This is a genomic window from Paracoccus sp. MA (assembly GCF_020990385.1).
Classification (GTDB): domain Bacteria; phylum Pseudomonadota; class Alphaproteobacteria; order Rhodobacterales; family Rhodobacteraceae; genus Paracoccus.
Window position 1 is genome coordinate 22114 of record NZ_CP087597.1, and the last position, 24400, is coordinate 46513.

Annotated in this window: 23 protein-coding genes; 9 read left to right on the forward strand and 14 right to left on the reverse strand. The window is 70.8% G+C overall.

Features of this window, described 5'->3' with window-relative positions:
• Positions 1-31 precede the first annotated feature (31 nt).
• From LOS78_RS00110 to LOS78_RS00135, 6 genes are read left to right on the forward strand one after another with little or no spacing between them, the layout of a single operon-like run.
• On the forward strand, positions 32-769 hold the full coding sequence (locus LOS78_RS00110; RefSeq protein WP_230376375.1) for a CDP-alcohol phosphatidyltransferase family protein: 738 nt from the start codon (positions 32-34) through the stop codon (positions 767-769).
• Positions 766-2277 (forward strand): sulfatase-like hydrolase/transferase, encoded by a 1512-nt coding sequence (locus LOS78_RS00115; protein WP_230376376.1) that lies wholly within the window; start codon positions 766-768, stop codon positions 2275-2277. The genes LOS78_RS00110 and LOS78_RS00115 overlap by 4 nt, the downstream gene beginning before the upstream one ends.
• Positions 2274-3269, forward strand: a complete 996-nt coding sequence (locus tag LOS78_RS00120; RefSeq protein WP_230376377.1) for an ABC transporter substrate-binding protein — start codon at positions 2274-2276, stop codon at positions 3267-3269. Before LOS78_RS00115 ends, LOS78_RS00120 begins: the two co-directional genes overlap by 4 nt.
• Complete coding sequence (locus LOS78_RS00125; RefSeq protein WP_230376378.1) at positions 3259-4029, forward strand: ABC transporter ATP-binding protein; 771 nt, start codon at positions 3259-3261, stop codon at positions 4027-4029. Before LOS78_RS00120 ends, LOS78_RS00125 begins: the two co-directional genes overlap by 11 nt.
• Complete coding sequence (locus tag LOS78_RS00130; protein WP_230376379.1) at positions 4026-5570, forward strand: ABC transporter permease; 1545 nt, start codon at positions 4026-4028, stop codon at positions 5568-5570. Before LOS78_RS00125 ends, LOS78_RS00130 begins: the two co-directional genes overlap by 4 nt.
• Positions 5567-6616, forward strand: a complete 1050-nt coding sequence (locus LOS78_RS00135) for a glycosyltransferase family 4 protein (RefSeq protein ID WP_230376380.1) — start codon at positions 5567-5569, stop codon at positions 6614-6616. Before LOS78_RS00130 ends, LOS78_RS00135 begins: the two co-directional genes overlap by 4 nt.
• Positions 6617-6646: 30 nt before the next feature.
• Here LOS78_RS00135 and LOS78_RS00140 read toward each other — a convergent pair whose 3' ends face one another.
• From LOS78_RS00140 to LOS78_RS00205, 14 genes are all read right to left on the reverse strand, one after another.
• Positions 6647-7150, reverse strand: a complete 504-nt coding sequence (locus tag LOS78_RS00140) for a cell wall hydrolase (protein ID WP_371824699.1) — start codon at positions 7148-7150, stop codon at positions 6647-6649.
• Between the two features lie 203 nt (positions 7151-7353).
• Positions 7354-8724: an aspartate aminotransferase family protein gene (locus LOS78_RS00145; RefSeq protein ID WP_230376979.1), complete on the reverse strand. Its 1371-nt coding sequence runs from the start codon at positions 8722-8724 to the stop codon at positions 7354-7356.
• Positions 8724-10175 (reverse strand): NAD-dependent succinate-semialdehyde dehydrogenase, encoded by a 1452-nt coding sequence (locus LOS78_RS00150; protein ID WP_230376381.1) that lies wholly within the window; start codon positions 10173-10175, stop codon positions 8724-8726. The genes LOS78_RS00145 and LOS78_RS00150 overlap by 1 nt, the downstream gene beginning before the upstream one ends.
• On the reverse strand, positions 10172-11182 hold the full coding sequence (gene doeB, locus LOS78_RS00155) for a N(2)-acetyl-L-2,4-diaminobutanoate deacetylase DoeB (RefSeq protein WP_371824700.1): 1011 nt from the start codon (positions 11180-11182) through the stop codon (positions 10172-10174). Before doeB ends, LOS78_RS00150 begins: the two co-directional genes overlap by 4 nt.
• 4 nt (positions 11183-11186) lie before the next feature.
• Positions 11187-12368, reverse strand: a complete 1182-nt coding sequence (gene doeA, locus LOS78_RS00160) for an ectoine hydrolase DoeA (RefSeq protein WP_230376382.1) — start codon at positions 12366-12368, stop codon at positions 11187-11189.
• Positions 12369-12379: 11 nt separating this feature from the next.
• Positions 12380-13357: a cyclodeaminase gene (locus LOS78_RS00165; protein ID WP_230376383.1), complete on the reverse strand. Its 978-nt coding sequence runs from the start codon at positions 13355-13357 to the stop codon at positions 12380-12382.
• Positions 13354-14304: a hydroxyectoine utilization dehydratase EutB gene (gene eutB / locus LOS78_RS00170; RefSeq protein WP_230376384.1), complete on the reverse strand. Its 951-nt coding sequence runs from the start codon at positions 14302-14304 to the stop codon at positions 13354-13356. The genes LOS78_RS00165 and eutB overlap by 4 nt, the downstream gene beginning before the upstream one ends.
• Positions 14301-15044: an aspartate/glutamate racemase family protein gene (locus LOS78_RS00175; protein ID WP_028716514.1), complete on the reverse strand. Its 744-nt coding sequence runs from the start codon at positions 15042-15044 to the stop codon at positions 14301-14303. The genes eutB and LOS78_RS00175 overlap by 4 nt, the downstream gene beginning before the upstream one ends.
• Complete coding sequence (gene ehuD, locus LOS78_RS00180; RefSeq protein WP_028716513.1) at positions 15041-15700, reverse strand: ectoine/hydroxyectoine ABC transporter permease subunit EhuD; 660 nt, start codon at positions 15698-15700, stop codon at positions 15041-15043. Before ehuD ends, LOS78_RS00175 begins: the two co-directional genes overlap by 4 nt.
• A gap of 1 nt (position 15701) precedes the next feature.
• Entirely contained in the window at positions 15702-16358 is a 657-nt protein-coding gene (ehuC, locus tag LOS78_RS00185) for an ectoine/hydroxyectoine ABC transporter permease subunit EhuC (protein WP_028712913.1), read from the reverse strand.
• Positions 16359-16418: 60 nt separating this feature from the next.
• Positions 16419-17240, reverse strand: a complete 822-nt coding sequence (gene ehuB / locus LOS78_RS00190; protein WP_028712914.1) for an ectoine/hydroxyectoine ABC transporter substrate-binding protein EhuB — start codon at positions 17238-17240, stop codon at positions 16419-16421.
• Positions 17241-17262: 22 nt separating this feature from the next.
• Positions 17263-18048: an ectoine/hydroxyectoine ABC transporter ATP-binding protein EhuA gene (gene ehuA / locus LOS78_RS00195; protein WP_305802561.1), complete on the reverse strand. Its 786-nt coding sequence runs from the start codon at positions 18046-18048 to the stop codon at positions 17263-17265.
• Between the two features lie 97 nt (positions 18049-18145).
• Positions 18146-19531, reverse strand: coding sequence for a PLP-dependent aminotransferase family protein (locus LOS78_RS00200; RefSeq protein ID WP_028712916.1), 1386 nt, complete (start codon positions 19529-19531; stop codon positions 18146-18148).
• A 129-nt stretch (positions 19532-19660) separates the two neighbouring features.
• On the reverse strand, positions 19661-20854 hold the full coding sequence (locus LOS78_RS00205; protein ID WP_230376385.1) for a winged helix-turn-helix domain-containing protein: 1194 nt from the start codon (positions 20852-20854) through the stop codon (positions 19661-19663).
• 68 nt (positions 20855-20922) lie between these two features.
• Here LOS78_RS00205 and LOS78_RS00210 point away from each other — a divergent pair, with 68 nt between their 5' ends.
• From LOS78_RS00210 to fes, 3 genes are all read left to right on the forward strand, one after another.
• Positions 20923-21234, forward strand: a complete 312-nt coding sequence (locus LOS78_RS00210) for an H-NS family nucleoid-associated regulatory protein (protein WP_028712918.1) — start codon at positions 20923-20925, stop codon at positions 21232-21234.
• A 96-nt stretch (positions 21235-21330) separates the two neighbouring features.
• Positions 21331-22287 (forward strand): agmatinase, encoded by a 957-nt coding sequence (speB, locus tag LOS78_RS00215; RefSeq protein WP_028716511.1) that lies wholly within the window; start codon positions 21331-21333, stop codon positions 22285-22287.
• 356 nt (positions 22288-22643) lie between these two features.
• Positions 22644-24269, forward strand: coding sequence for an enterochelin esterase (gene fes, locus LOS78_RS00220; protein WP_036697505.1), 1626 nt, complete (start codon positions 22644-22646; stop codon positions 24267-24269).
• The last annotated feature ends 131 nt before the right edge of the window (positions 24270-24400 follow it).

A 24400-nucleotide genomic window follows, 5' to 3' on the forward strand; every position in this document is an offset into this window, starting at 1 on the left:
ACGGAACCCACGCTTGGCGTAGCATTTTCCCATGTCAGACCCCGATCACGGCCCGCTTGCGCCGCCGCCTCGTCCGGCGGCCGGGATACCGGCGCAGGTTGCCGCCAGCGCCGCCATGGGCGTTTTCGCCATGCAGGCGCTGCGGCTTGGCGGCATCGGCGGCACGGCCGGGGGCTGGCTCGCCGCCAGCGCGCTTTATCTGGGCTGCTGCGCCGTGGTGCTGGCGCAGATGCGGCATAGCTATCCGCATGACCGGATCGGCGGCTGCAATGCGGTGACGCTGCTGCGGGCCGCGATCACCTGCGCGCTGCTGGCGCCGCTTGCGAACGGCGCCGCGGCGGGATGGGCGGTCGCCATCGTCGGGGGCATCGCGCTGGCGCTCGACGGGCTGGACGGCTGGCTGGCACGGCGCGCGGGCCTCGTCTCGGGCTTCGGAGCCCGCTTCGACATGGAGGTCGATGCCGCTTTCGCCCTGACCCTGGCGCTGCATGCCTGGCTGGGCACGACGCTGGGGCCCGGGGTGCTGCTGCTTGGGGTGCTGCGCTATGGCTTCGTCGCCGCCGGCCTCGTCCTGCCCTGGCTGCGGGCCGAACTGCCGCAGCGGCTGCGGCGCAAGGCGATCTGCGTGCTGCAGCTCGGCACGCTGGTCCTGCTGCAAACGCCGCTGCCCAGCCATGCGCAGGCCGGGTTCCTGGCATGGCTCGCCACGGCGGCGCTGGCGCTGTCCTTCGCGCTCGACATCCGCTGGCTGTGGCGGCATCGGCGATGACGATGCGCCGCGCGCTGCCGCTGCTGATCGCGGCGCTGGCGATCCAGCTGGCGCTGACCCTGCCCGGGGCCGCGATGCGCCCGACGCCGGAACTGCCGCTGCTGCTGCTTGCGCTGGTCCTCGGCGGCGGCATGGCGCGCCTGCCGGTTGCGGCGGCGCTTACGCTGCTGGCGGTGCAGAAGCTGGCCGATCTGGGCATGGTCGCGGCGCTCGGGCGGCCCTTCAACATCGCGGCCGATCTGCCGCTGCTGGATGCAGCGGTGCGGCTGCTTGCCGGCAGCTTTGGCGGGCTCGCGGGACTTGGCGCCGTGCTCGCCGCCGCCCTTGCCGCGGCCGTCGGGCTGGCGCTGCTGCCGGCCATGACGCCCAGGCTTGAGAATCTCCGCTATGCCAGCCAGCGCGCCGGGCTGGCCACCGCAACCGTCGCCGCGCTGCGCGACTTCCGGGCGGCCGCGGCACAGGACCCGATGGCCGAGCGGCCGGGCCTGCTGGGCGCCATCGACCGCGACGTGCTGGTGATCTTCGTGGAAAGCTACGGCCGGGCGAGCTTCGCGACGCCCCTCTATGCCGAAACCCACCGTGCCACCCTGCGCCGGGCCGAGGCCGATCTGGCGCGGGCCGGCCTTGCCATACGCTCGGGATACCTGGTCTCGCCGACGCAGGGCGGGCAAAGCTGGCTGGCGCATGCGACATTCGCCTCGGGGCTCTGGATCGGCGATCAGGCGCTTTATCAGGCCATGCTGGCCAGCGGGCGGCAGGGGCTGTTCCACCACGCGCGGCGCGCCGGTTTCCGCACCGCCGCCGTCATGCCGGCCATCACCCGCCCCTGGCCCGAGGCGGCGCAGATGGGTTTCGACCGCATCCTGGCCGCGCCGGATCTGGGCTATCGCGGCCCGCCCTTCAACTGGGTCACCATGCCCGACCAGTTCACCCTGGCCGCCGCCGACCGGCTGCTGCGCGGGCAGGACGGCGCGCCGCTTTTCGCACAGGTGGCGCTGATTTCCTCGCACGCGCCCTGGGTGCCGGTGCCGCGGCTGATCGGCTGGGACGAGGTCGGGGACGGCTCGGCCTTCGCCGCCATGGCCGCCGCCGGGGAAAGCCCGCAAGAGGTCTGGCGCGACCGCGACAACATCCGCCGGCATTACCGCGACGCGATCGACTATGCGTTGCAGACCGTCATGGCCTATGCGCTGCGCCATGCGGACAAGCCGCCGCTGATCCTGGTGCTGGGCGATCACCAGGCCGCGCAAGGGATCGCGCCGGATGGCGGGCGCGACGTGCCCATGCATGTGATCGGTCCCGCGGCGCTGGTCGAACGCAGCGCCGCATGGGGCTTTGCCCCCGGCCTGATCCCGCCGCCGGACAGCGCCGCGATACCGATGGACCGGATGCGCGACCTGATCCTGCAGGGCTTTGCCGCGCCGGGAATCGCGCCGATGGAACGCCCGGCCGCGCAGGGCCGTTCCTCCCCCAGTCCCGCCACGACCCGAACGGAGGTGCCCTCATGACCCATTCCCCGCTGACACGGCGCCGGCTTCTGCAGACGGGGGCGGCGGGGCTGGCGCTCGGCCTCTCGGGCCTGCCGCGCCCGGCGCGGGCGCAGGAAGCCGTGGCGCTGCAGCTGTCCTGGCTGCATTCGGTGCAGTTCGCCGGCAGCTATATCGCGCTGCAGAACGGCTGGTGGCGCGAGGCGGGGCTGGAGGTCTCGCTGCTGCAGGGCGGCCCGAACGCCCCGGTCGAGCCGCCGGTGGTGGCGGGCACGGCGCTGGTGGGCATCTCTGCCGCCGATTACGCCGCGGCGGCGGTGGCGCAGGGGGCGCCGTTCCGCATCATCGGCGTCGCCATGCAGAAGAACCCCTTCGCCATCGCCTCGCTGCCGGACAATCCCGTGGAAACCCCCGCTGACCTGCCGGGGAAAAGCATCGGCATGGCCATCGCCAACACGCCGGTGCTTCAGGCGCTGTGCAAGCTGAACGATGTCGATTTCGACGCCATCCGCATCGTGCCCACGCAATATTCCGCCCAGCCGCTGGTCGCGGGCGAGGTGGATTGCCTGCTCTGCTGGGAAACCGACCTGCCGGTCGCCATGGCGATCCAGGGCGTCGAGGCCCGCACCATGCTGATGGCCGATCACGGCTATGCCCTGCATTCCCAGACCTATATCGTCACCGAGGACAGCCTTGCCAACCGCCGCGAGGCGCTGGTGGCCCTGATGGCCGGCGAGGCGCGGGGTTGGGAAGCCTGCCGCGCCGACAGCGATGCGGCCGCCGATCTGACCGTCGCCCTGTTCCCCGATGCCGGGCTGGACCTGCCCACGCAAAAGCTGCAGGCGCGCCGGCAATTGCCGCTGATGTTCTCGGACCTGACCGAGCGGCACGGGTTCGGCTGGTGGAGCGACGAGGCGGTCGAGGCCAATATCCGCACCCTCTCGCTGCTGGGGCGCGAGGTGACGCCCACGCTCTGGGACCGCTCGATCCTGGAGGCGGTCCATGCAGGATAGCCGCGCCGGGATCGCCTGCCGGGCGCTGACCAAGACCTGGCCCGGCGGCGTGCAGGCGGTCGCGGGCTTCGATGCCGATTTCGCCGCGGGGCAGACCACGGCGCTGATCGGCCCCTCGGGCTGCGGCAAGTCCACGCTGCTGCGCCTGGTCGCGGGGCTGGAGCAGCCGGAGGGCGGGCAGGTGCGCATCGGCGGGCTGGACCCGGCCCGGCAGCGCCGGCAGGGCGCGATCTCGGTGGCGTTCCAGGACCCCTCGCTGCTGCCCTGGCTCAGCGCCGCGCAGAACGTGGCGCTGGCGCGCAAGCTCGCCCACCAGCCCGCCGATCCGGGCAAGGTGGCGCAACTGCTGCGGCTGGTCGGGCTGGAGGGCTTCGCCGCCACCCGCCCCGCGGCGCTGTCGGGCGGCATGCGCCAGCGCGCCGCCATCGCCCGCGCGCTGGCCACCGCGCCGCAGGTGCTGCTGCTGGACGAGCCCTTCGGCGCGGTCGACGAACTGACCCGCCGCCAGCTGGCGCAGGACCTGCCGCCGCTCTGGCAGGCGCAGGGCACCACGGCGCTGCTGGTTACCCATTCGCTGGCCGAGGCGGTGCTGCTCGCCGACCGCATCCTGGTCCTGTCGCCCCGCCCGGCGCGGATCGTCGCCGACATCGCCGTGCCCCTGCCGCATCCGCGCCGCCCCGGACTGGCCGACAGCCCCGCCTTCCGCCGCATCGAGGCCGAGGCGCGGGCGGCGCTCTCGGCCCCGGCCGGCGCGGCATGAGCATGCGGAACGCGCTGGCCGGGCTGGTGCTGCTGCTTGCCCTGTGGCAGGCCGCGGCCCTGGCCCTGTCGGGCCGCTACCTGATCGCAGGCCCGGCCGAGGTCGCGCAATGGACCGCCGCCCATGCCGGCCTGCTGTCGCGGGCGCTGGCCGTCACCGGGGCCAATGCGGCGGCGGGCTTTCTGCTGGGCAACCTGGCCGCCGTGGCGCTGGCCGGCCTGGCGCTGCTCTGGCCCAAGCTGACCGGGCTGGTCTCGGGCCTGGCGCTGGTGGTCTTCTGCCTGCCGCTGGTCGCGACCGGACCGATCCTGCGGGTGATGATGGGACCGGGCGAGGGGCCACAGATCGCCCTGGCGGCGCTGGCGGTCTATTACACCACGCTGATCCCGCTGCTGGCCGGCCTGCGCGCCGTGCCCGCCGCCTGGCTGGACCTGATCCGCGTCTATGGCCGCGGCCGCATGGCCGAACTGCGCCATGTCCGGCTGCGCGCCGCCCTGCCCTATCTGGTCGCCGGGCTGCAGATCTCGGCCCCCGCCGCCTTCCTCGGGGCGCTGGTGGGCGAGTTCACCGGGGCCGAGCGCGGCATGGGCGTGCTGACCATCCGCTTCACCCGCGCGCTGGACGTCCCCGCGCTCTGGAGCATCGCGGCGCTCTCCGCCGCCGTCGCGGTCGCGGCCTATGCGCTGATCGGCGCCCTGGCCCGCCGCTTCCTGGACGAACCGCCGCCCGTGCTGCTGGCCCCGCCGGGCGCCGCGCCCGGCGCGCGCCGCGCGGCGCTGGCCTCGACGCTCGCCGTGGTCGCGGCGGTGCTTGCCGCGTGGTGGGCGGGTCTGCGGCTGGCCGGGCTCAGCCCGTTCTTCGCCAAGCGGCCGGGCGACGTGCTGGCGGCGCTGGCCTGGGCGCCGGATGCCGCCCAGACCCGGCAGGCCCTTGCGCAGGCGCTGGCGCAGACCGGGGCGCATGTGCTGCCCGGCTATGCGGCTGGGCTGGCGGCGGGCGCGGGACTCGCCATCCTGCTGGCGCTGCTGCCGGCGCTTTCGGCGCTGGTCACGCCGGTTGCCATCGCGCTGCGCGCCATCCCGATCGTGACCACGGCGCCGCTGATCGTGCTGCTGGTCGGGCGCGGCGCGGCGGGGGTGGTGGTGCTGGTCGCGGTCATGGTGTTCTTCCCGACCTTCGTCGCCTGCCAGCACGGGCTGCGGCAGGCGCCCGGTCAGATCCTCGACGTGTTCCGCAGCTATGCCGCCGGCCGCTGGCGGCAGATGATCCATGTCCGCATCCCGGCCATGCTGCCCGCGCTTTTCGCCTCGGCCCGGATGAGCGTGCCGGCGGCGGTGCTGGCGGTCACCGTGGTCGAATGGCTGGCGACCGGCGGCGGCATCGGCGGGCTGATGGCGCTGTCGGCCTCGGTCTCGGATTACGACATGCTCTGGTCCGCGGTGGTGCTGGTGACGGCGCTGTCCTGGCTGGGCCATGCCGGTGTCGGCGCGGCCGAGCGCCGGGTGCTGGCCCGCTACGCCCCCGAACAGGTGCGCCCATGACCCGACCCTGCGACGCCGCCTTCGCCATCCCCGGCGACATCGCCACGCTGACCGGCGGCTATATCTATGAACGCCGCCTGCTGGAGGGGCTGCGCGCCCTGGGCCACGACATGCGTCACCTGCAGCTGCCCGCCAGCTTCCCCGACCCGACACCGGCCGAGATGGCGGCGGCCGTGGCGGCGCTGGCGGCCGAGGACCGGCCGCTGATCATCGACGGGCTGGTCTTCGGCGCCGTCGACACGGCCGGTCTCGCCCGGGTCCGCGCGCCCGTCGTGGCGATGATCCACCACCCGCTGGCGATGGAGACCGGCCTGGACCCGGCGCGCCGCGCGCATCTCTACCGGACCGAGCGCGACAACCTGCAACTGGCGCGGCATGTGCTGGTCCCCAGCCGCCATGCCCGGGCCATGCTGACCGACCGCTACGGCGTGCCCGCCGAGCGCATCACCATCGCCCGGCCGGGGGTCGAGCCGGCGCGGCTTGCCCCGTCGCCGGCCAACCCGCCGCTGATCCTGTCGGTCGGCATCCTGCATCCGCGCAAGGGCCATGACCTCCTGCTGACCGCGCTGGCGCAGCTGGCCGATCTGGACTGGCAGGCGGTGATCGTCGGCAATCCCTGGGACCGCGCCCATGCCGCCGCGCTGGCCCTGCAATTGGCCGAAAGCCCGGTCGCGGATCGGGTGACGCTGGCGGGGCGGGTCGATGCCGGGCGGCTGGAGCGGCTTTACGCGCGCGCGTCGATCTTCGCGCTCGCGACGCGATACGAGGGCCACGGCCTGGTCTTCGACGAGGCCCTGGCGCATGGCCTGCCGATCGTCAGCTGCGCGACGGGCGCCGTCCCCGACACCGTGCCCGCCGCCGCGGGGCTGCTGGTGCCGCCCGACGATCCGCCGGCCTTCGCCGCCGCGCTGCGCCGCCTGCTGGGCGACGAACCGCTGCGGGCGCGGATGGGCGATGCGGCGGCCCGGGCCGGCGCCGCCCTGCCGGGCTGGCAGGAGACCGCGGCCGTCGCCAGCCGCGTCCTGCAGCGCCTGCGCCTGCCGTGATCCCTTCGGGTGCCGATGCGCCGGACGGGGCTAGCGGCGGGTGATGCCCTCAAGCGGCGGCGGCGGGACCGGCCGCGTCACCAGATGGCTTTTGCGCTTTTCGTAGAAGGCATTGCCGCCGGCCACCAGGACGTAATGCATGTTGCCATAGGAAAACCGGTGCCCGGCCGCGTGAAAGAACATCGCGTTGCCGATCAGGGGATGGCGCTCGCCGCGCAGGACGGCGCGCGCCGCCTCGCTGACCTGCGGCGAGGGCCTGTCCATCCGCCGCGTCATGATCCCCGGCGCGAACTGCCCCTTTTGTCCGACGACACCGCAGACGGAATTGGGAAACTGATCTGACCGGACGCGGTTCATGACCACGCTGCCGACGGCGATCATGCCGTCCCGGCTCGAGCGGTTCGATTCGAAATACATCGCCCGCTCCATGCATTCCTGGGGGCTGTGCCGGTGGAACATCGAACAGCCTGTCAGCACCAGCAGCGCGGCCGCAAGCGCCGCGCCCATGCGCAGTCTTGGATAGGGAATCGTCATCGTCTGCTCGTCCTGCCGCTCGTGGAAGGGTTCTTCTCGTTGCGGCCATGCTTAGCAGCAGCGGGCGCAGGGCATCAACACCGCCGCGACCCGCCTGCTGGGCGCCATGGTCCGGTATTCGCCCCCGCGCGGACCGGAAGCGCCGCCGGAACACCGAAGGCGCAAACACGCAAGCCGTGTTCCGGTCCGATCCCCGTCCTCGCTCAACCGAGGATTTCGCGCACGGATGCGTCGGTGGCCTCGACGATCACATCCGCCTCGGCCTCGGTCAGGCAGAGCGGCGGGGCCAAGCCGACGATGTCGCCCTGCGGCATGGCCCGCGCGATCACGCCGCGCTTCAGCATCGCGGCGACGACCTTGCCGCCGATGCCCTCGGCCGCGTCGAAGAAGCCGCGGCTGTCGCGGTCGCGGACCAGTTCGACGGCGCAGAGCATGCCCTCGCCGCGGATCTCGCCCACGTTCGGATGATCGCCCAGCGCCGCGCGCATCCGGTCGTTCAGGGTGCGGCCGACCCGGCCGGCATTCTCGACCAGCCCCAGCTTGTCGATCAGTTGCAGATTGGCGATGCCCGCCGCCGCGCCGATGGGATGGGCGGAATAGGTCCAGCCATGGCCGAGCACGCCATATTCGTCGCTGCCCTGCATCAGCACCTCCCAGACCTTCTGCCCGACGATGCTGCCCGACAGCGGCGCATAGGCCGAGGTCAGGCCCTTGGCGATGGTGATGATGTCGGGGGTCATGCCGTAATGGTCGCTGCCGAACATGCTGCCCAGCCGGCCGAAGCCCGTCACCACCTCGTCCGCGATCAGCAGGATGTCGTGGCGCGCCAGCACCTTCTGGATCGCCTGCCAATAGCCCTTGGGCGGCGGCACGATGCCGCCCGTGCCCAGCACCGGCTCGCCGATGAAGGCGGCGATGGTCTCGGCGCCCTCGGCGGCGATCAGCCGCTCCAGCTCCTCGGCGCAATGGGCGCTGAACTGTTCCTCGGACATGCCGGCGTCCTTGCGGCGATAGTAATAGGGCGCCTCGGTATGGATCACCTGCGCCAGCGGCAGGTCGAATTTCTTGTGGAACAGCTCCAGCCCGGTCAGCGAGCCGGTCATCAGCCCCGAGCCGTGATAGCCCCGCCAGCGCGAGATGATCTTCTTCTTCTGCGGCAAGCCACGGATGTTGTTGTAATACCAGACCAGCTTGATGTTCGTCTCATTGGCATCCGAGCCGCCCAGGCCGAAATAGACCCGCGCCATGTGCTGGGGCGCCCGGTCCATGACCATTTTCGCCAGCGTGATCGAGGCTTCCGAGCCATGCCCGGCATAGGCGTGGTAATAGGCCAGCTCGCGCGCCTGTGCGGCGATGGCTTCGGCGATCTCGGGCCGGCCATAGCCCACGTTCACGCAATAGAGCCCGGCGAAGCCGTCCAGCAGCCGGTTGCCGTCCCGATCCGTGATGTGGACGCCTTCCGCGCCCGAGACGATGCGCTGCGCGCCTTCGCCGCGCGCGAACTGGCCGAGGTTGGTCGAGGGATGGAACAGGCTCTCGCGGTCCCATTTGGACAGCTGGTCATTGGTCAGCATCATGCTCTCCTTGTCTCTGCCCAGTCGCGGCAGACGTATTTGATCTCGGTAAAGGCTTCGAGCCCGTGGCGGCTGCCCTCGCGGCCCAGGCCCGACTGCTTCATGCCGCCGAAGGGGATCGGCGCGCCGGTGACCTTGGTGCGGTTGACCGCGACCATGCCGAATTCCAGCGCGCGCGACAGGCGATAGATGCGGCGCGGGTCGCGGCTGTGGACATAGGCGACCAGCCCGTATTCGGTGGCGTTGGCGATGCGCACCGCCTCGTCCTCGGTGTCGAAGGCGGCGATGGCGGCGACGGGGCCGAAGGTCTCCTCGTGGAAGATCCGCGCCTCGGCCGGCACGTCGGCCAGCACGGTCGGGCGATAGAACAGCGGCCCCTGCGGATCGCGGCTGCCGCCGGTCAGAAGGCGCGCGCCATGCGCCAAGGCATCGGCCACGTGCTCCTCCTGCTTCTGGACCGCGCCCTCGTTCATCAAGGGGCCAAGGTCGCGATCCTCGACCCCCGGCCCCAGGGTCAGCGCGGCGGCAGCAGCGGTGAAGCGGCGGCAGAATTCGTCATAGACCGGCCGCTCGATCAGGAAGCGGTTGGCGCCCAGGCAGTCCTGGCCCGAGGTGGCGAACTTGGCCTTGATCGCCTCATCCACCGCCAGGTCGAGGTCGCAATCGGCAAAGGCGACGAAGGGCGCGTGCCCGCCCAGTTCCAGCACCAGCCGCTTCACCGTCTCGGCGCTTTGACGATAAAGCAGCTTGCCGACCTGCGTCGAGCCGGTGAAGGACAGCGCCCGCACCCGCGGATCGGCGCACCATTCCCCGACGATCTCGGGTGCGTCGCCGGTCACCACGTTGAAGACGCCGGCCGGAAACCCCGCCCGATCCGCCAGTTCCGCCAGCGCGGTCGCCGACAGCGGCGTCTCGGCCGAGGGATGAACGACCACGGTGCAGCCCGCCGCCAAGGCCGCCGCCGCCTTGCGGGTGATCATGGCGCAGGGAAAGTTCCAGGGCGTGACCAGCGCCGCGACGCCCAAGGGTTCGCGCCACAGCTCCATCTCGGCGGTCGAAAGATGCGAGGTCACGCTTTCGATGTTCGGGCGCTTGGCTTCCTCGGCATAGAACTCGACGAAGCTGGCGGCATAGTCGATCTCGCCGCGCGATTCGGACAGCGGCTTGCCCTGCTCGGCGGTCATGATCCGCGCCAGATCCTCGCGCGCATCGACGATCAGCCGGTGCCAGCGCATCAGCACGGCGGCGCGTTCCTGCGGCAGCAGCGCGGACCAGCCGGCGAAAGCCGCCTGCGCCGCATCGACCGCCGCGCGCGCCTGCGCAGCGTCCAGCCGCGCCACCTGCGCCACGGGCCTGCCCGTCGCGGGGTCGGTGACGGCAAAGCGCGGCCCCGCCACCCAGGCGCCGTTCACGAAGGCATCCTCGCGCATCAGGATCTTGTTGGTGATCATGGCTGAACCTCCTCGCCGATGACGGCGACGCAATCGCCGGGTTTCACGATGCCGGGGAAATGCCGCGCCATCATCAGCCCGCCGCGGCGGGCATGGACCGCGACCGGGGCCAAGCCGGTGCGGGCCACCGGGAAGATGCGGGCGACCGGCTGGCCCTGTTCCACGGCATCGCCCAGATCGGCCAGGAACTCGATCAGCCCGCCATCCTCGGCAAAGGTGAAGCAATCCGCGTCGGGCATGTCCAGCCAGCGCGTCGGCTGCGCCGCCACCTCGCCGCGCATCACGCCCGCCGCGACCAGCAGGTTGCGCAGGCCGCGCCTGGCGATGCCGGCGGTGCGGGCGCTGGCGGTGCCGCCGCCGCCCAGCTCGGTGGTGACGAAGACCTTGCCCATTTCCTCGGCCGCGGTGTCATACATACCGACCGCGTCGATTTCGAGCATCCTGACCGACCAGGGCGCCCCGAAGGCGCGCACAAGATCGAAGGCCGCCGCCTCCTGCCGCTTGTCGGGCAGGATATGGGCGGCGCAATAGGGCAGGAAATCCAGCGTCTTGCCGCCGGAATGGAAGTCAAGCACCACATCCGCCATCGGCAGCAGCACGCGCTGGAAGTAATCCGCGATCTTCTGCGTGACCGTGCCGTCCGGACGGCCCGGAAAGCTGCGGTTCAGGTTGCCCCGGTCGATGGGCGAGGTGCGGGTGCCCGCGGCGAAGGCCGGGTAGTTCATCGCCGGCACGATGATGATGCGGCCGGTGACGTCCTCGGCCCGCACGGTCGCGGCCAGGTCGAACAGCGCGATCGGCCCCTCGTATTCGTCGCCATGGTTGGCACCGGTCAGAAGCGCCGTCGGCCCCTCGCCGTTGTTGACCACGGTGATCGGCGTCATGACCGAGCCCCAGGCCGCGTCATCGCGCGAATGCGGCAGGCGCAGGAAGCCGTGGTGAACCCCCGGCGCCGCGAAATCCACCGTCGCCGCGATGGGCGAGGGCGCAGGCTGCATCTGCAACATGGCGCTAGTCCTTCACGAACAGCTGGCGCGGGACATGGGCGAGGCATTCCACGCCGGTCTCGGTGATCAGGATCGACTCGGTGATCTCCAGCCCCATGTCCTCCAGCCACAGGCCGGTCATGAAATGGAAGGTCATGCCGGGCTGCAGCACGGTGCGGTCGCCGGGGCGCAGCGACATGGTGCGCTCGCCCCAGTCCGGCGGATAGCTGACGCCGATGCCGTAGCCGGTGCGGTTGTCCTTGACGATGCCGTATTTCGCCAGCACGTCGAAGAAACCCTTGGCGATGTCCTCGCAGGTATTACCGGGCTTCGCAGCGGCAAGCCCGGCTTCCATCCCCTCCAGCGTGGCCTTTTCCGCATCGAGGAAGGCCTGCGTCGGCTGGCCCAGGAACACCGTGCGCGACAGCGGCACGTGGTAGCGGTGATAGCAGCCGGCGATCTCGAAGAAGGTGCCCTCGCCCGGTTTCATCGGCTTGTCGTCCCAGGTCAGATGCGGGGCCGAGGCGTCGCGGCCCGAGGGCAGCAGCGGCACGATGGCCGGATAGTCGCCGCCGATGCCGTCGACGCCGCGGGTGCCGGCATCGTAGATTTCCGCCACCAGGTCGCATTTGCGCATCCCGACCTGCACCTTGTCGAGGATGCGGGCATGCATCGCCTCGACGATGCGCGCCGCGTTGCGCATATAGGCGATCTCCTGCGGCGATTTCACCGCGCGCTGCCAGTTCACCAGCGCCGTGCAATCGGTGAAGCGCGCGTCCGGCAGGTTCCGCGTCAGGCTGGCGAAGGCGGCAGCGGTGAACCAGTAATTGTCCATCTCGACGCCGATGCGCTTCGTGCCCCAGCCCTTGTCGCGCAAGATGCCCGAGAGGTAATCCATCGGGTGCATCTCGGGGTTCTGCACGTAATGGTCGGGATAGCCGATGATGTTTTCGGGCTTCAGGTAAGCCGTCAGCCTGGCACCGTTGGCGTCCTGTCCGCGGCCATACCAGACCGGCTCGCCCTCGGGCGGCACCACCACGCATTGATGGACATAGAAGGACCAGCCGTCATAGCCGGTCAGCCAGTTCATGTTCGACGGATCGGTGACGATCAGCAGATCGACGCCCTTGTCCTCCATCGCCCGGCGGGTCTTGGCGAGGCGGTCGGCATATTCCTCGCGGGTGAACTTCAATGCGACGTCTGTCATGGCGGTTTCTCTTACAGGGTGAAGCTGCGTCCGGCCCCGGCCTTGCCCGCGCGGGCAAGCGCCAGGGTGGCGATGGCGGTGTCCTGGATGCCGGCGCCGGTCAGGTCGGCCAGGGTGATCTGTGCGGGATCGCTGCGGCCGGGGCGCTGCCCGGCCAGGATCTGGCCCAGCTCGGGGAAGTCCCGCCCGGCCAGCGGCGCGTGGTGCAGCTCCCCCAGCTCGCGGGTCTGCGACAGGCGGTCGGCGACGTAATGGGCGCGCGCGATCAGGTCGGGGGCGATCTCGTTCTTGTGCTGGGCGTCCGAGCCCATGGCGGTGACATGCGTGCCGGCGGCGATATCGGCGGCGGCCAGGATGGGCCTTTCGGACGGCGTGGTCGTGACCACCAGATCGGCATCCCGCGTCGCCTTGGCCACGCTGGCGGCGGCGGTGACGGGGATGCGCAGGGCGGCGGTCATCTCGGCCGCGAAAGCCTGCGCCTTGGCGGGATCGCGCGCCCAGACCCGTGCGCCGGTCAGCGGGCGGACCAGCGCCAGCGCCTGAAGCTGCATCCGCGCCTGCATCCCGGCGCCCAGGATCGCCGCCGTGGCCGCATCCGGCCGGGCCAGCGCATCGGCGGCCACCGCCCCGGCGGCGGCGGTGCGCACATCGGTCAGATAGCCGTTGTCCAGCAGCAGCGCCTCGACCAGCCCGGTCGTCGCGGACAGCACCACCATCATGCCGTTGGTCGAGGGCAGGCCGAGCGCCGGGTTGCCGAAGAAACCGGGCGAGATCTTGATGGCGAAATGCGTGAGGCCGGGAACATAGGCGGTCTTCACATCGACCTCGCCCCGGTGTTCGGGGATGTCCAGGCGCAGGATCGGCGGCATGGCGACGGGCTTGGTCGCCAGCGCCACGAAGGCGTCGCGGATGCAGGCGACGGCCTCGCCGTCCAGCGGCACCAAAGCGCGCAGATCGGTCTCGGTCAGGATGGTCACGGGCGGTCTCATGCGGCCTCCGCCATAATGCGGGCATGCAGCGCGGGGTCGATATTCGCGCCGGAAAGGATGCAGACGGTCGGGCCCTGCGGGACGACCTTGCCGGCCAGCAGAGCGGCGCTGCCGACGCTGGCCGCGCCCTCGACCATATGGCCGGCACGGCCGAGATGGCGGATGCCCTCGGCGATCTCGGCCTCGGTCAGCAGGATCACATCGTCCAGCAAAGCGCGGCACAGCGGATAGGTCACGCGGTTGCGCAACCCGATGCCGCCGCCGAGGCTGTCGGCAAGGCTGGGGCTTTCGGCGACCTCGACCGGGTGGCCGGCGGCCAGGCTCGCGGCCATGGCGGCGCCGTTCTCCATGGTCAGGCCGATGACGCGCGTGGCGGGCGACAGCGCCTTGATCGCCACCGCGACCCCGGCGGCAAGGCCACCGCCGGACAGCGGCACCAGCACCGCCTCGGGCGTGCCGATTTCCAGGGCGATGGTGCCCTGCCCGGCGACCACGGCCTCGTGGTCGAAGGGCGGGATCTCGGTCATGCCCTCTTCAGCCACGGCGCGGGCGACTTCCTGCATCGCCTCGTCCTGGCTGGCGCCGATGATGCGCACCTCGGCCCCCAACTCGCGGATCGCCTGCACCTTGTTCTCGGGCACCAGCCGGGACAGGCAGACGGTGGCGGGCACGCCCAGCGCCCGGGCGGCATAGGCCAGGGCGCGGCCGTGATTGCCGGTCGAGGCGGTGACGACGCCGCGCGCCAGCGCCTCGGGCGGCAGCGACAGGATGGCATTGGTCGCGCCCCGCAGCTTGAAGGCGCCGGTGGTCTGGCGGTATTCGCATTTCAGCCAGACCGGCTGGCCCAGCCGCGCCGACAGCAGCTCGTCGCGCAGCAGCGGCGTTTCCACCACATGGCCGCGGATGCGTTCAGCGGCGGCGCGGATGTCGTCCAGGGTCACGGTCATGGCTGCCTCATCAACTGGCCCGGAGCGACCGGCCCGGTCACGCCGCAAGCCCGCGCCGCGGCCCAGAGCGTCGCGGAATTGGCCGAGACCACCGGCACGCCGACCGCATCCTCGATCCGGTCGATGATCGCGCAGGCGCGGACGGCGGTGCAGGCGAGAAACAGCGCCTGGCTGCCCGGCGCGAGTGCGGCGCGTGCGGCCTCGATGATCGTCGCATGGGAAATCCGCGCCATCTCGCGGTCGTCGGTCAGGTTCAGGCAGGAGACGCCCTGCAAGGCGAAGCCCCCCGCCTCGAAACATTCCGCCATCGGCTGGGTGGTGCGGGGCGTGTAGGGGGTCAGCAGGGTGATCCGCTCGGCCCCCAGCGCCCTGAGCGCCGCGAAGCCGGCCGAGATCGGCGTGATCGGTTCCGCCGAGGGCTTGCCCAGCCGGATCGCATCCCGCACCGCCCGGTCCCCGATCACCACCGAGGCCGAGGTGCAGCTATAGACCACCGCGTCCAGATCCTCCTCGGGCAGGATCAGCGCCGCGGCGGCGGTCACGTCGCGGGCCATGGCGGCCAGCGTCTCGGGCGTCACCGGGTTGGCGAAGGGGATGCGGGTGGCATAGACGCCCACGCCATGCGCCGGCAGGGCGGCGAAATCCACCTCGGTCGTGTGGTCGGTGGCCAGCGTCACCAGACCGACCCGGCGCGGCAGCGGGCGGTCGTCCAGCACGACCGGAACGGACAGGACAGTCACCGCGAAATCCTCCCGTAACGGCGTTCCAGCCAGCGCAGCACCACCACCGAGATCAGGCTGACGACCAGGAACATCACGCCGACCAGCGTCATCGGCTCGACATAGCGATAGGAGCTGTTCGCGACCGACTTCGCCTGGTTCATCAGCTCCAGCACGGTGATCGCGGACAGCAGCGGCGTTTCCTTGAACATGGCCAGCAGATAATTCGCCATGGCCGGGATCATCGGCGGCACCGCCTGCGGCAGCACCACATGCAGCCAGGTCTGGCGCGTGGTCAGGTTGGTGGCCTTGGCCGCCTCCCATTGCCCGCGCGGCACCGCCTCGATGCCGCCGCGATAGACCTCGGCGGCATAGGTCGCGTAATGCAGCCCCATGCCGATCACCCCGGCGGTCAGGGCCGGCAGGCGGATGCCCAGCCCGGGCAGCACGTAGAAGATGAAGTAAAGCTGCACCAGCAGCGGCGTGCCGCGGATGAACTCGACCACGAAGCCGGTGCCGCGCGCCACCAGCCGGTTGGGCGAACGGCGCAGGATGGCGAAGACCAGCCCCAGCACCGCCGCGACGATGGCGCCGAGGAAGGTGGCGACAAGGGTGATGCGAAACCCGGCCAGCAGGGTCGGCATGATCGACCAGGCGAAATCCCAATCCCATTCCATCTTAGCGCACCCCGTCCAGGCCGCGCGTCACCCGCCGCTCCAGCCGGCGCATGCCGAAGGAAAGCGCCGAGGACATGGCGAAATACAGCAGCAGGATGGTGACGAAGGGCATCAGCGTGCTGCCGGTCTGCGAGCGCACCACCTGCGCCTGAAAGGTCATGTCCGACAGCGAGATCAGCGACACGACCGAAGTCGCCTTCAGAAGCTCGATGGCATTGTTGCCGAAGGTCGGCAGCATCAGCGGCAGCGCCTGCGGCAGGATGACGTGGCGCATGCGCTGGAAGCGGGTCAGGTTGACGGCGACGCAGGCCTCGTGCTGGTCGCGTGGCACGGCAAGGATGGCGCCGCGCACCACCTCGGCCCCATAGGCGCCGACATTCAGCCCCAGCGCCATCACCCCGGCCTGCATCGGCGTCAGCTGCATCCCGGTCATCGGCAGCACGAAATAGATCCAGAACAGCTGCACGAAGATCGAGGTGCCGCGGAAGAACTCGATATAGGCGGTCGCCAGCCAGCGCACCGGAGCATGGCGCGAGATGCGCCCCAGCCCGGCGATGAAGGCCACGACCAGCGCCAGGGCCGAGCCCATCAGCGTCAGCTTGACCGTGACCCATGCCCCCATAAGGATGAGTGTCAGATATCCTGCCCAGTCGCCCATGCGCTGATGCCTGCCTCTCTTGCTGATGGATGGGCGGGGTCTCCCCCCCGCCCGGCTGCCTTACTGCGCGGCGCAGAGCGCGTCGCGGGTGGTGGACATCGCCGCGGCGGCCGAGAAGCCATAGGGTTCGACGATGGCGGCGAATTCGCCCGATTCCTTCAGCTTGGCCAGCTCCACATCGAAGGCGTCGCGCAGCGCGGTGTCCTTCTTGTTGAAGGCGGCGCCGTCGCAATAGACCGGCGCGCCCTCGACCGGGGCAAAGACCTCCAGGTTGGCGTCGCCCGACTTCGCCAGCAGGTCGTTCAGCGACAGGACCGGCAGCGAATAGGCGTCGATCCGGCCGTCCTGCACCATCTTCAGCCCCGATTGCGGATCGGGCACCACCACCAGCCGGTCGCGCGGCACGCCGGCATCCAGCGCCAGCTTTTCCTCGGTGCCGCCGCCGGGCGCGCCCAGCCGGGCCGAGCCGTCATTGGCGATGTCGGCATAGGACTTGAAGCCCTTGGGATTGCCCTTGGGCAGCAAGAGCGCCTCGGCATCGCAGAGGATCGGCTCGGAATAGGCCACGGCGTTGCAGCGTTCCGGCTTCATGAACAGGCCGGCGGTGATCGCATCGACGCGGCCGGCCTGCAGGCTGGGGATCATCGCGCCATATTCGGCGATGGACGCCTCCAGGTCCTTGATGCCCAGCTTTTCGAACACCGCGCGGGCCACGTCCGGCGCCGCGCCCGAGACCTTGCCGTCCGAGGCGACGGCGGTATAGGGCGGCTCGTTGCCGATGGCGATGCGGACATAGCCCTGCTTCTGCAGGTCCTCGAGCTTGTCGGCCATGGCGGGCAGCGGCGCGGCCAGCAGCGCCGCGACAATCAGGCATTTCTTCATCATTCTCTCCTGTCGGGTTGCATCACACGCGCTGTCCTGCGGCGATGATCTTGCGCAGGAAGGACTTCGTGCGGTCCTCTTGCGGCGCGGTGAATATCTGGGCGGGCGGGCCCTGCTCGACGATGCGGCCCTTGTCGAAGAACAGCACGCGATCGGCGAAATCATGGGCGAAGCCCATCTCATGCGTGACCAGCAGCATGGTCATGTCGGTCTCGGCGGCCAGGCGCTTCATCACCTCCAGCACCTCCTCGACCAGTTCTGGGTCCAGCGCCGAGGTCACCTCGTCGAACAGCATGATCTGCGGCTGGAGCGCCAGGGCGCGGGCGATGGCGACGCGCTGCTTCTGGCCGCCGGACAGCTGGCTGGGCATGTAGTCGGCCTTGTCGGCCAGCCCCACCATGTCCAGCAACTCGCGCGCCCGCTGCTCGGCCACGGCCCGCGGCTCGCCCTTGGTCAGCATCGGCGCCAGCGTGATGTTCTGCAAGACCGACTTGTGCGGGAACAGGTTGAAATGCTGGAACACCATGCCGATGTGGCGGCGCATCCTGTGCAGATGCGCCTCGTCCGCGGGCACCTCGGCGCCGTGCTTCTGCATGTGGTAAAGCGGCTCGCCGCAGACCTCGATGCGGCCGCCGGAAATATCCTCGAGCGTCATCAGGATGCGCAGGATGGTGGTCTTGCCCGAACCCGAGGGGCCGATCAGCGCCAGCTTCTCGCCCTTCATCACGTCGAAATTCAGCCCGTCGATGACGGTCAGCGTCCCGAAGGACTTGCGCAGGTTCTGGATGCGAATGATCGGCTGGTCCAAAGACGTCCCCCTTGCTGTCCAGAGGAACTTTGCAGCGAGATCAAATCAGGTCAATATTTAAATAATATCATAACAATTTTCCGCGACAATCTGCCCGTCAAATCAGCGGAAGCAGGGGTTCGGCGCTGCCGCCCAGGGTTTCGGCCACCAGGGACAGGCCCCGGCGCAGCTCTTCCGCGCTGGTCGAGCCAAGCGCGATTCGCACCGCGTCGCGCCGGCCGCGCTCGCTCAGCCGGAAGGCCCGGCCCGAGGCGACGGCCACGCCGCGCTGGCGCGCCTGGGCGACGAATTCCTCCTCGTCGCGGCCGGGGGGCAGTTCCAGCCAGATATGCAGGCTTTGCGGATGGGCGCGGAACGGCGCCGCGCCCAGAACTTCGCGCGCGATGCGGTGGCGGACGGCCAGCGCCTCGCGCTGCCACAGGATCAGCCGCTCCACGGTGCCGTCGCTGATCCAGTGGCTCAGCAGCTCGACCATGGCGGGGGTGGCCATCCAGTTCGTCACCAGATGCCGGTTGGCGGTGGCCGAGGCAAGCCGCGCCGGCGACAGCAGCCAGGCGACCCGCAGGCCGGGCAGCGTGGTCTTGGTGAAGCCGTTGATGTGCAGCACCCGCTCGGGCGCCAGCGCCGCCATCGGCGGCGGCCGGTCGGGGATCATCGCGTTCAGCATGTCGTTCTCGACGATCAGCAGGTCGTGGCGGCGGGCGATGGCGGCCAGTTCGGCGCGGCGCTCGGCGCCGGTCATGATCGCCATGGGGTTGATCGCCGCCGGCTGCATGTAAAGCGCGCGCAGGCTGCCCTTGCGCGCCAGATGGTCCAGCGCCTCGGGCACGATGCCGTCGTCATCGACCGGCAGGGCCTCCAGATGCAGGCCGAGGTATTTGCACAGCGGCATCAGCAGGTGATGGGTCAGCGCGGCTGCGGCCAGCGTGCCGCCGGCGGGCACCGCGCTCATCACCGCGGTGGTGATGGCCGAGGTGGCGCCGTCGGTGATGGTGATGTTTTCCGGCGCGGCCTCGATGCCCTTGCGGCGCAGCCAGTCGGCCGCGACCTGCCGGTGCTGCGGCAGGACCGAGTTCGGCCGGAAGGACAGCGCGGCCGGGGCGGTCAGGTTCTCGGCCACCCAATGCAGCCCCTCGCGAAAGGTTTCGACATGCATGCGCTCGGTCACGGGCTTCAGGATCGACAGATCGACCAGCTCGCCCAGCCGCTCGGCCAGATAGGGCGGGCTGTTCTCGGACCCCGGCGGCAGCACGAAAGAGCCGCGCCCGACCTCTCCGACCACCAGGCCGCGGCGGATCAGCTCTTCATAGGCGCGCGAGACGGTCTGGACAGACAGTCCCAGATCGTCGGCCAGCCGGCGCTGCGGCGGCAGGCGGCTGCCGGCGGGCAGCATGCCGTCGCGAATCGCCCGCGCATATTGCTCGGCAAGCGAGAGATAGGCTGGACGATGCAAGCCGCCGGGATCGGGGGTCCATATTGTCATGGGTCGAGATTAAGACAATCCTGCCGATAGGCAACAATGTTATGATTTCTTCGGCGCCGGCCGATCAGGACCGGGCGAGCACGCAGTGGCGCCGGACTTTGCAGCCGCCCGGTCCGCGCGCCGGGCGCGCTATCCGCGCAGCCAGCCCGGCGCATGGCGGATGTCTTGCACCCCGGCCAGCGGCGCGATGCGCCGCAGTTCGGCGGCCAGCCCCGCGATGCGGCCCTGGCCCATGCGCAACCCCGGCTCGGGCCAGAAGGCGCGGACGGCCAGCGCGCCCTCCTCGCGCCGGGCGTCCAGCCGCCCGATCAGCCGGTCGCCCTGCAGGACCGGAAAGACGTAATAGCCGTATTGCCGCCGCCCGGCGGGCACGAAGATCTCGATACGGTAGCGGAAGCCGAACAGCCGCTCGGCCCGCGCCCGGTCGCGCAGGGCCGGATCGAAGGGCGAAAGCAGCCGGATGCGCGAGGACGGCTCGGGCAGCGCGGGGACCAGATCCAGCAGCGCCGGGCTGGAATAGCTGCGCCGGATCGCGCCATCGGCCATTTCCACGTCGATTTCCACGATCCGGCCCGCCGCCAGCGCCTCGGCGCACCACCGCTTCGCCTCGTCCGGCGTGGCGATGGCGAAGAAGGCGGCCAGCTCGCCGCTGGTGGCGAAGCCCAGCCGATCCAGCGCCGCCGCCAGCGCCCAATCGACGATCTCGGCATCGTCGAGCCGCGTCGCCAGATGCTCGGCCGGGATCACCCGCTCGGCCAGGTCGTAGACCTTGCGGAAGCCCGAACGGTGGCGGATCGCCAGCCGGCCCGAGCGCCACAGATATTCCAGCGCCGTCTTGGACGGGTGCCAGTCCCACCAGCCGCCCGAGCCCCTGGGCTCCTCTCCGCCCAGATCCGAGGAGCTGGCCGGGCCGTGATCGGCGATATGGCGCAGCACGCTGTCGAATTCCGCGTCCCAGCCCTCGCGCCGCCATTTCGGCCAGCGGCGCTGCATATGCGCCTCGTCCCGGGCGAATTTCAGCCGCCACATCGGATAGAAGCGCATCGGGATCACGGCCGCGTCATGGGTCCAGTGCTCGAAGGCGGCGCGGTGGCGGGCGATCAACCCCTCCAGCGCCGGGGGCCGGTAGCGCCCGCGCCGCGACCACAGGATCAGGTCATGCGCGCGGGCCAGGGTGTTCACGCTGTCCACCTGCGCGAAGCCCAGGCCATTGAGCACGGCTTCCAGATCCGCGCCCCGGCCCGCGCCCGAACCGGGTCGCAGCAGCAGGTGACGGTCCAGAAACAGCCGGCGCGCATCGCGGTTTTTCAGGAAATGGGGCATTTGCGGGATCTGTTTCATCCTCGGACGGTTTGTGAAATACAGGTTTGCCACATCAAGGGGGACAGACAATGACCAATCCCGACCTGAATGCGCTGTCGCTGGCCGAGCTGAAGCAGCTGCGCAAGGATGTCGAAAAGGCGATCGAGGGTTTCGAGGCCCGCCGCAAGGCCGAGGCGCGGGCCAAGGCCGAAGAGGCCGCGAAGCAGTTCGGTTTTTCTCTGGCCGATCTGGTCGCGGCGGCCGCAAGCCGGCCTGCGGCGGTGCCGAAATACGCCCATCCGGAAAACCCCGAGCTGACCTGGAGCGGCCGCGGCCGCAAGCCGGGCTGGATCGCCGAAGCCCTGGCCGCCGGCAAGACGCTCGAGGATTTCGCGATCTGAACCGGCCGGGCGCGGCGGGGGTTTGCGAATCGCGGCGCGGGCGGCGAATGATGGCGACAGCCCCAGGGCACCCTTGCCAGCAGCCGCGGAGCCGTCATGCCGAAGACCCTGCCCCAGCCTGTCGACGCCGCGCGCATCCCGCGCTTCGCCGGGCATTCCACCTTCATGCGGCTGCCCGCCGCCGACAGCGCCCGGGGGCTTGACGTCGCCATCGTCGGCATCCCCTGGGACGGCGGCACCACCAATCGCGCCGGGGCCCGCCACGGCCCGCGCGAGGTGCGCAACCAGTCCAGCCTGATGCGCCGCGTCCACCATGCCACCGGCATCGCCCCCTATGAGCGGCTGGCGGTGGCCGATATCGGCGACCTGATCGTGCAGCCCATCGACCTGATGGCGGCGCTGCGGCAGATCGAGGAAGGCATCGCGGCGATCTGCGCCGCCGGCGCGCTGCCGCTTGCCGTGGGGGGCGATCACCTGACGACGCTGCCGGTGCTGCGGGCGCTTCGCAAGGCCGATCCCGGGCGCGGGCCCTTGGGCCTGGTGCAGTTCGACGCCCATTCCGACACCAACGACCGCTATTTCGGCGACAATCCCTATACCCATGGCACGCCCTTCCGCCGCGCCATCGAGGAGGGTATCCTGGACCCCCGGCGCGTGGTGCAGATCGGCATCCGCGGCTCGATCTACGCCGCCGACGAGCATCGCTGGGCGCAGGACCAAGGGGTGCGCATCGTCTATATCGAGGAATTCGCCCGCCGCGGCCCCGAGGAGGTGATGGCCGAGGTCCGCGCGCTGATGGGCGATGCGCCCGCCTATGTGACCTTCGACATCGACGGCATCGACCCTTCCATGGCGCCCGGCACCGGCACGCCCGAGATCGGCGGCTTCACCACCCGTGAGGCGCAGGCCATGCTGCGCGGGCTGGCCGGGCTGAAGATCGTCGGCGCCGATGTGGTCGAGGTCTCGCCGCCCTTCGATGTCGGCGGCATCACCGCGCTGACCGGCGCGACAATGCTGTTCGAGCTGCTCTGCGTGCTGGCGGGCGGCGCCTAGGACCGCCGCGCGTCGGTCCGGGTCCGATTTCCGCCGTTTTCCCGCGCCATTGTGCGCCGGCGCACAGACCGCCGCCCGCGCGCAGGGTAAGGCGGCGGCATTTCAAGGTTGACGAGTTCCTTGTTACCCGTTCCGCATTTCGTCACCAAATCCTTGACCGCAGGCCAAGGCCCGCCCCGTTCCCTGCCGGAGCGGGGCTTTTTCCTGCGCCTCCCCCGCCCCGGCGCCGATCCCGGCGGGCTGTCCGCGGGGCTTTCCTCGGCGGCCCGGCGGCTCTATAGGGAAACCTGCGATTTTACTCGGGAATGCGGCGCCACGATTCCGTCCAGCCAGTCCGCGCAAACCATGACGGTGACATGATCGGAAAACACGGCGCTTGCCGCGACATCCTTCTGCGCGCCCTGCCGCACCGCATCCTGGCCGCGGCGCTGGCGCTTCTGCTGGCCCCCGCCCTGCCCGCCGCGGCGCAGGACCGGCTGGCGGCGGGCGAAAGCCTGGCGCTGCGGCTCGACCCGGCCAGGCCGGTGCAGCTGCGCATCGAGGCCCCGCCCGGCAGCTATCTGGCCGGCCGGATCGAGGCCGGGGCGCAGCCGGTCGATGCCGCGCTGCTGACCGCAGAGGGCGCGCATTTCCGCCAGCTGGCGCAGCAGGACCGCGGCGCCATCCGCTTCCAGGCGATGAGCGAGGGCGAGGCGATGATCCTGCGCCTGTCGGGGGCCGGCGAAACCCGGGTGGCGCTGGACCAGCTGGTCGCCCCCGCCGACCTGCAGCCGCCGGCGCCGGACTATCTCAGCCCGCGCATGGCGGCGCTGGCCGAGACGCTGGCCCAGGGCGGCGACACGGCCGGGTTCTGGCGCGCCGTCGCGGCCGAGGGCACGCCGCTGGTCGAGGAGGCCGAGGCCGGCGAGGTCGTCCTGACCTTTCTGTGGCGCGGGGCGCAGCGCAATGTCCGGCTGTTCGGCGGCCCGTCGAGCGATCACGACTGGCTCGACCGGCTGGGCGACAGCGACGTCTGGTTCAAGAGCTTCCGCGTGCCGCGCGCGACCCGGCTGTCCTACAAGCTGGCGCCCGACGTGCCCGACCTGCCCGGCAATGCCCGGGCGCGGCGCATGGCCATCCTGGCCACGGCGCAGATGGACCCGCTGAACCGCCATCCCTGGCCCGCAGAGGCGCCCGACCGCTTCAACCAGCACGCGACGCTTACCCTGCCGCAAGCGCCGCCGCAGCCAGGCACCCCGCCCGCGCCCGAGGCCGATCCGGCCATGCGGCGGGTCGTCTTCGACAGCCCGACCCTGGGCAACAGCCGCGAGCTGCTGATCGCGCATCCGCGCGATTTCGACCCCGCCGATCCGCGTCTGGTGCTGGCGCTGATCTTCGACGGCGAGCGGGCGCTGGCCGAGATGCAGGCGCCGCAGATGCTGGACACGCTGACGCGGCAGGGCCGGCTGCCGCCGGTGCTGGCGGTGCTGATCCCCTCGATCGACGGCATGACCCGGGCGCGCGAGCTGCCCGGCAACGACGCCTTCGCCGACGCGCTGGCCGATGAGCTGCTGCCGCTGATCGCGGTCGAGACCGGCATCACCCCCGACCCGGCCCGCACCGTGCTGGCCGGGGCCAGCTATGGCGGGCTGGCCGCCGCCACCGTCGCGCTGCGCCGGTCCGACCGTTTCGGCAATGCCCTGTCCATGTCGGGCTCGTTCTGGTGGGCGCCGCAGGGCTCGGCCAGCGACGGCACGCCGCATGTCGCGGCCGAATTCGCCGCGCGCGAGCGCCTGCCGATCCGCTTCTTCCTCAGCGCCGGCAGTTTCGAGACCTCGCGCCATGGCGGAGACGGCATCCTGCAGACCTCGCGCAGCCTGCGCGACATCCTGCTGCTCAAGGGCTATGCGGTCGACTGGCGCGAATATGCCGGCGGGCACGATTATCTGGTCTGGCGCGGCGCGCTGGCGGACGGGCTGATCGCGCTGTTCGGCGCGCGCTAGGCGGCAGGCAAGCTTCCAAGGCGAAGGGTCAGGACCGGCCGGAAGGGCGCGCGTCATCCGGGCAACGCCCTTCCCGCACGCCCGGGTTCGCGCGGCGATCTTCCCGGGACGTGACGCCGGCCCCGGATGCA